We start from the raw sequence: 6769 nt of genomic DNA, 5'->3' as shown, positions 1-6769 counted from the left end.
ATGCGGCAGGGGTCCAGTCCCGGCGCATGGTCTGGCCCTTCGCGCTCGGCTTCTTCGACAAGGTGAGGATTGTGGTCGCCTGGTGCGAGACGCGGCAGGATTTCCGCCATTTCCGCGCCGATCGCATCTCCGCCCTCAGCGCCACCGAAATTCGCTACCCGCGCCGTCGCCAGGCTCTCCTCAAGGCGTGGCGAGCGACGCTGGACGCACCAAAGCGTGGGCCAGAGGCCTGACGTTTCGTTACGCGCTCTTGCAAAATGCCTGCTGCCAGAATCTGACAGTGGGGCGGCCTATGCTCCTCCAATCGAAACCCTGGAGAGCAGACATGAACACCTCAAATTTCGTTATCCTCTACGTCGACAGTCCGGAGCGGAGCGGCGCCTTCTACGGCGCGCTGCTCGGGCGGCAACCGGTCGAGGCGTCGCCGACCTTCGTGCTGTTTGTGCTCGACAACGGCTTCAAGCTTGGGCTGTGGTCGCGCCACACGGTGGAGCCGGCGGCGGCCGCCGCGGGCGGCGGAGCCGAGCTCGTCTTTGCGCAGGACACGCCGGCGGCGGTCGACGCTGCCCATGGGGACTGGGCCGGGCGCGGCCTGAAGATCCTGCAGGCGCCGACGGACATGGATTTCGGCCGCACCTTCGTTGCGCTCGATCCCGACAACCACCGGCTGCGCGTCTATTGGCTGAACGAGGGAGACCAGGGATGAGTGCGCACTGGATCGCGGTCGCCTCGGCGGCGCATGTCAGGATCGGCCGCGAAGGCGGCTTCATGCAGGTCAATCATGGCAAGGCGGCGCCGCTGCGCCGCGTCAAGCCAGGCGACCGCATCGTCTACTATTCGCCGAGCACGGTCCTAGGCGAAAAGGACGGCCTGCAATCTTTCACCGCCATCGGCACGGTGCGCGACGGCGAGCCCTACCGGGGCTACATGGGCGCAGGCTTCACGCCGTTCCGGCGTGATGTCGACTGGGCGAAGGCTGGGGAAGCGCCGATCAAGCCGTTGCTCGACCGGCTCGACTTGACGGCTGGCCGGCCGAACTGGGGCTACCAGTTCCGTTTTGGGCTGCTTGCCATCGGCGCGCATGATTTTGCGCTGATCGCGCAAGCGATGGGCATGGTGCCGGCAAGCGAAGCTATCGCTTGAGCGCCTTGTAGACGGCGATGCCGGCGGCGAGGTCCTCAAGCGCGGCGCCGACCGACTTGAACAATGTGATCTCGCCGTCGCCTTGCCGGCCCGCCTTCTCGCCGCGCGCCAGTTCATGCAAGTCAGCGATGATGGCGTCCGGTTTCAGGACGCCGGAGGCCAGCGGCTGGACGATGTCGCCCGCTTCCTTGGTGGCACCGGAGCGAGTGTCGACATAGACGCGGGCGCGCCGGATCGCGTCGTCGTCGCTTTCGCGCATCGTCGGCGTGAAGCCGCCGACAAGGTCGACATGCGCGCCCGGCTTCAACAGCGCACCCCTGATCAGCGGCTCGGTGGAAATGGTCGCCGAGGAGACGATGTCGGCCTCGGCGAGCTCGGCGCCGAGATCGCCGGCTGCGCTGGCCGGGAGCCCTTCGGCGCGCAAGCCGGCGGCGACCTTTTCGGCATTAACCGGCGTTCGGTTCCAGATGCGGATGCTCTTGATCGGCCTCACCGCCGAATGCGCCTTGGCGAGGAAGGTCGACAGCGCGCCGGCGCCGACGACCAACAGGCGCGAGGCATCCTTGCGGGCGAGGTAGGAGGCGGCAAGCGCCGAGGCGCACGCGGTGCGCCATTGCGTCAGTCGCTGGCCGTCGATCAGCGCTTCCGGTTCGCCGGTCGTGCCGTCGAGCAGCAGGTAAAGGCCCATCACGGCGGGTTTGCCGATGGCGTTGTTGTCGGGCGAGACGGTGACGATTTTGACACCGATATGGCCGCCCGCCGAGGCGCCGGGGGCGTTGAAATCGGTCCAGGCAGGCATCAACAGCAGCGTCGAGGCGGCGCCATCAGGACGGTCGACCGTGTGATGGTGACGGACCGGCTGCACGGCGCCGTCGCGGAAGGCGGTGCGCAGCGTCTCGACCAGCCCGGGAAAGGTCAGCGCCTGGTCGACCTCGGCGGCCGAAATGGTCAGCATGGAAGACTCCGTGGAGTGAAGGCGCCCGCGAAGCCGCAATTCTTACGGCATCTGCTGCGCCCAAAGGCTTCAGGCGGTCGGCTTCGGCAGGGCCGGGCCCTGCGGCGCCTGAGCCGCCTGAGGCGCGCGGCTGACCGCCTGGCGCAGGTTCTCGGCCTCGACGCCGCGCTGGCGCGCCAGCTTGCGGTAGCGGCCCTGCTTCACCCAGGTCGCCATGCTGCCGACGATCATGCCGATGGCGAGAGCCAGGAACAGGAAGACGAAAAGCGGGAGCTTCAGCGTCAGCGCGGGATTGCCGGGATTGAACGGGTCGAGCGTGAAGGCGATCGGCTCGCGGTTGGCGACGGCGAGCGCGATCAGGACGACGGCCAGCGGCACGAAGACAACGACGAGCATGAAGCGGTTGAACATTTGTTTTCCTGTCGAAAGCAGGCCTGGCGGAGGGCCGGCGCGTGAACTCGCGCCTATTTGCCTCCGTTCAGCCTTTCGCGCAATTCCTTGCCGGTCTTGAAGAACGGCACCCACTTCTCCTCGACCTCGACGGATTCGCCGGTGCGCGGGTTGCGGCCGGTGCGAGCGGGACGGTTTTTCACCGAGAAGGCGCCGAAACCGCGGAGTTCGACCCGGTTACCCTCGGCAAGCGCGTCGGTGATCTCGTCGAAGATCGCGCCGACGATGTTTTCGACGTCGCGCAGGAAAAGATGCGGATTGCGCGTGGCAATGATTTGCACAAGCTCGGATTTGATCATGAGAACGGCTCCCCGGAAAGCACTTCGGTCAAATTATGCAGATGATTTTATTTGCTTTTTCGCTCGCCTCGAGCGGCGCGTCAAGGGTGCCAGACCGAAACGAGACCGTCAAGAAACAAGCGGTCGGCTCCAATTTCGTGAATGACGTCGCCGCCGGCGTCGGGCAGGCCGAGCGCGCTGGCGACGGTTTTCGCCATCGTCTTGGAGAACAGGAAGCCGCCGCGCCTCTCGGTGTCCTTCCATTCCACCACCTTGAGCTTGGCGTCGACGCCCTTTGTCGACAGCCAGTCGATCGCCTCGGTCTCGCCGCCGACAGCGTCGATCAGATGGTTGGCGAGGGCCTGGCGGCCGGTGAAAATCGAGCCGTCGGCAAGCGCCAGCGCTTGCTCGCGGGTCATCTTGCGGCGTTCGGCGACGATGCCGACGAACCAGTCATAGCTGTCGAGGATGAGCTTGCGGACCATGGCGCGCTCGTCCTCATTGGTCGGCTTGAAGGGCGAGGGCGAGGCCTTCAGCGGCGAGGATTTCACCTCCTCGAGCTTGATGCCGAGCTTGTCCATCAGCCCGCTGACGTCCGGATACTGGATCAGCACGCCGATCGAGCCGACGATCGAGGATTTGCGCGCGACGATATGATCGGCGGCGCTGGCGATCATATAGCCGGCGGACGCGGCGAGCGTGCCGACTTCCGCCACGACCGGCTTATCGGCGGCGAGCTTGCGCACCTCCTCGAAGATCGATTCACCGCCGACCGTCGTGCCGCCGGGCGAATCGATCGACAGGATGACGCCCTTCACCTTCGAGGACTCACGGATGGTTTCCAGCCGCTTGATCAACTCCTCGTCTTCGGTGATGGTGCCTTCGATCCTGACCTTGGCAATGTGGTCGACAGCCTGGCCGGTGAAGTCGTCGCGATAGACCCAGCTCGACAGGGCGATCAACGCGACGGCCGCGACGGCGAGCGCAGCAACACGCCAGAACGTCAATTTGCGGCGCAAGCGGCGGCGGTCGATCAGGTCGTCGGCTCTCATTGCCATGGTCAGCCTCTCGGTCGGTGGGAAGAGATGTTTTTAAAGCAAGCATCGGCGCCCCGCTACCGTTTCCTGGTGGGGTTGCGTCAAAGCGCCTGCGCGATGCGGGCCGGCGTTTCATGAAATTTTAACGCTGCCCGTCCGTATCTGCTATGAAGTGCGTAGATTGTGTCGACTTCACTTCCGTTTGTACAACGGCAGCTGTCACATTTTTGCGGTTTTCCTCCGCTTGTGCTTGCTTACGGGGGCCGGCATCCCACCTATAGGCGGTGATTTGGCGGGGCAAGGGTTTATTAGAATTTAGTCATGCTAGCGCGATCGAACGAAACGACCAATGCCGAGACGGCTTTGGCGCCAGCAGCGCCAGCCGGTACGCGGGGTGATGCGTTCGACCTCGCGCAGCGGCATTCGCGCCGCGTGCGCGTGCTCAAATTCGCGGTGCCGCTGCTTGCGGCCGTCATCGCCATTGCCTTTCCCGTCTACTCCTATCTTGCGGCCCCGGTGTCGATTTCGGTGCAGGCCGAAGGCAGCGCCTTTGCCGACGGCAAGCTGGTGATGGCCAACCCCAAGCTCAACGGTTTCACCAAGCAGAAGCTGCCCTATTCGCTGACGGCGCTGCGCGCCATTCAGGACGTCGGCAAGCAAGGCATCATCGATCTGGAAGGGATCAATGCCAAATTGCCGTTGACGTCCGACAATGTGGCGACCGTCAACGCCACGCGCGGCGTCTACGACCGCGACGGCAACACAATGAGCCTGACCAGCGACATAATGGTGACGACGACCGACGGCATCGAAGCCAAGCTCAAATCAGTCTTCCTCGACATGGGCAAAGGCACTATGAAGACGGATGATCCGGTCGATGTCAGCCGTGGCGGCTCGCGGATCACGGCGGATTCGATGGCGGTCCAGGACAACGGCAAGGTTCTGGTTTTCGAGAACAAGGTGCGCGTCAACATCGATCCCGCCAGCTTGAGGGCGGCAGAGCAACAGAGCGGAGAATCGAATGCGTCGCAGTAGTTTGGCAGGGCTTTTGGGCGCGGCCTCGGTGCTGTTGTTGCTTGGCGTGGCGCCGTCGCTCGCCCAGTCCGGCGCGAGCAGCCAGGTCTCAGGCCTCAAACTTTCCGGCGACCAGCCGATCCAGATCGAGAGCGACAAGCTGGAGGTCCGCCAGGCGGACAGCGTCGCCGTGTTCAGCGGCAACGTCACCGTGACGCAAGGCCCGACCACGCTCAAGGCCGGCAAGATGACGGTCTACTATGTAAAGGATCCCAATGCCGCCAAGGGCGCGGCCGCCGGCGCATCGGCGATGACCGGCTCGGCCAACATCGATCACCTGGTTGTCGACAACAAGGTCTACATCAAATCGAACGACCAGATCGCCACCGGCGACAACGGCACTTTCGACATGAAGACGCAGGTGCTCGTGCTTTCCGGCAAGGAAGTGGTGCTGTCGCAGGGCCCCAATGTGCTCAAGGGCTGCAAGCTCACCGTTCAGATGAAGAGCGGCCTCGCCCAGGTCGACGGCTGTGGCGGGCGCGTCATCATGTCGATGACGCCGCCGCCTAAGTCTGGAGCGCCGAAGCAATAATGGCCGGCGTATCGTCGCTGCTGGCTCGCCTTCCGGGGCGGGCCGCCGGCAAACCAGCGGCGCCGGCGACGGTTTCCGTCGATTCCGCGAAGTTCAAGGGCACCTTGATCGCCAAGGGCCTGACCAAGAGCTACAAGGGCCGCAAGGTCGTCAGCGGCGTGACGCTTGGCGTGCGCGCCGGCGAGGCGGTCGGACTGCTCGGCCCCAACGGCGCCGGCAAGACGACCTGTTTCTATATGGTCACCGGACTGGTGCCGGTGGACGAAGGCACGATCGAGATCGATGGCTTCGATGTCACCTCGATGCCGATGTACCGCCGCGCCCGGCTCGGCATCGGCTACCTGCCGCAGGAGGCCTCGATCTTTCGCGGTCTCAGCGTCGAGCAGAACATCCGCGCCGTGCTCGAAGTGGTCGAAAAGAGCCGCAAGGCGCGCGAGCGCAGCCTCGATGAACTGCTCGAGGAATTCCACATCAGCCATCTGCGCAAGGCGCCCTCGCTGTCGCTGTCCGGCGGCGAAAGGCGGCGCCTGGAGATCGCGCGCGCGCTCGCCACGCGCCCGGCCTACATGCTGCTCGACGAGCCTTTCGCCGGCATCGATCCGATCGCGGTGGCCGACATCCAGCAATTGGTGCGGCATCTCACGGCGCGCGGCATCGGCGTGCTGATCACCGATCACAATGTGCGCGAGACGCTAGGCCTCATCGACCGCGCCTATATTATCCACGCCGGCCAGGTGCTCACGCATGGCCGCGCCGACGAGATTGTCGCCAATGCTGATGTGCGGCGCCTCTATCTCGGCGAGGGTTTTACCCTCTAAACAAGAAATCCAGGGTTCGGCGCAATTTTTCGGTGATTTCGGGATTCCTGTCCGATTTTTGCCTGAGATAACGCTCCGGTAAGCGAGTTTTGCTACCGTTTCGCTTGACAAGCAAAAGCTGGGCCACTTTGTTGGTTCGGTCGGAAAATCTGTTCCGGCAGGTCCTGTGCGTAGACGAGGCGTTTGATAACCAACCATGGCGCTGGCGGCGAAACTACAGCTACGGCAGTCCCAGTCGCTGGTGATGACGCCGCAACTGATGCAGTCGATCCGGCTGCTGCAACTCACCCATGTCGAGCTTGAACGCTTCATCGAAGACGAGATCGAGCGCAACCCGCTGCTGGAGCGCGCCGAGCCGCAGGACGACGCGGCTAGCGACCAGGCGCAGAAGAGCGATGCCGCGCCGGAGTCCGCCGCCGACGGCGATTGGTTCGAAGCCGAGACGGAATGGAGCGCCGAAGCGATCTCGGACAAGCTCGACT

10 protein-coding genes and 1 pseudogene are annotated in these 6769 nt (G+C 64.3%); 7 read left to right on the top strand and 4 right to left on the bottom strand.

The genetic code is table 11. From position 1 onward, the window contains the following. The 3 genes from EN745_RS26335 to EN745_RS26325 form a co-directional block, all read left to right on the top strand. The coding region (locus tag EN745_RS26335; protein ID WP_127422619.1) for a WYL domain-containing protein at positions 1-233 on the top strand (233 nt) is incomplete at its 5' end. Positions 234-325: 92 nt separating this feature from the next. After that, complete coding sequence (locus EN745_RS26330) at positions 326-706, top strand: VOC family protein (protein ID WP_126058294.1); 381 nt, start codon at positions 326-328, stop codon at positions 704-706. Further along, a complete protein-coding gene (locus EN745_RS26325) occupies positions 703-1143 on the top strand; it encodes an EVE domain-containing protein (protein ID WP_126058295.1) in 441 nt (146 codons plus the stop codon). Before EN745_RS26330 ends, EN745_RS26325 begins: the two co-directional genes overlap by 4 nt. On the opposite strand, the gene EN745_RS26320 is transcribed toward EN745_RS26325, so the two are convergent. The 4 genes from EN745_RS26320 to sppA form a co-directional block, all read right to left on the bottom strand. Next, positions 1133-2098 carry an ornithine cyclodeaminase family protein gene (locus EN745_RS26320; RefSeq protein WP_126058296.1) on the bottom strand — a complete coding sequence of 322 codons (966 nt, stop codon included), beginning with the start codon at positions 2096-2098 and terminating at the stop codon, positions 1133-1135. The two genes, EN745_RS26325 and EN745_RS26320, sit on opposite strands and share 11 nt — an antisense overlap. 69 nt (positions 2099-2167) lie before the next feature. Continuing rightward, positions 2168-2509, bottom strand: a complete 342-nt coding sequence (locus EN745_RS26315; RefSeq protein WP_126058297.1) for a DUF1049 domain-containing protein — start codon at positions 2507-2509, stop codon at positions 2168-2170. Between the two features lie 53 nt (positions 2510-2562). Continuing rightward, the gene (locus EN745_RS26310; RefSeq protein WP_006200394.1) at positions 2563-2847 is read right to left on the bottom strand and encodes an integration host factor subunit beta; all 285 of its coding nucleotides are present in this window, start codon (positions 2845-2847) and stop codon (positions 2563-2565) included. Between the two features lie 80 nt (positions 2848-2927). Continuing rightward, positions 2928-3884, bottom strand: a complete 957-nt coding sequence (sppA, locus tag EN745_RS26305; RefSeq protein ID WP_126058298.1) for a signal peptide peptidase SppA — start codon at positions 3882-3884, stop codon at positions 2928-2930. A 300-nt stretch (positions 3885-4184) separates the two neighbouring features. On the opposite strand from sppA, the gene lptC reads away from it, so the two are divergent. From lptC to EN745_RS26285, 4 genes and pseudogenes are all read left to right on the top strand, one after another. Next, positions 4185-4898 carry an LPS export ABC transporter periplasmic protein LptC gene (gene lptC, locus EN745_RS26300; protein ID WP_126058299.1) on the top strand — a complete coding sequence of 238 codons (714 nt, stop codon included), beginning with the start codon at positions 4185-4187 and terminating at the stop codon, positions 4896-4898. Further along, positions 4885-5469: an LptA/OstA family protein gene (locus EN745_RS26295; protein ID WP_126058300.1), complete on the top strand. Its 585-nt coding sequence runs from the start codon at positions 4885-4887 to the stop codon at positions 5467-5469. Before lptC ends, EN745_RS26295 begins: the two co-directional genes overlap by 14 nt. Further along, positions 5469-6287, top strand: coding sequence for an LPS export ABC transporter ATP-binding protein (gene lptB / locus EN745_RS26290; RefSeq protein ID WP_127400493.1), 819 nt, complete (start codon positions 5469-5471; stop codon positions 6285-6287). Before EN745_RS26295 ends, lptB begins: the two co-directional genes overlap by 1 nt. Before the next feature lie 196 nt (positions 6288-6483). Further along, positions 6484-6769 (top strand): annotated as a pseudogene (locus tag EN745_RS26285) (RNA polymerase sigma-54 factor); the annotation flags it as partial.

The organism is Mesorhizobium sp. M4A.F.Ca.ET.022.05.2.1 (genome assembly GCF_003998845.1).
Taxonomy (GTDB): Bacteria; Pseudomonadota; Alphaproteobacteria; order Rhizobiales; family Rhizobiaceae; genus Mesorhizobium.
The sequence above is the reverse complement of the archived record's forward strand: the minus strand, read 5'-3'. Positions and strand labels throughout refer to the sequence as shown.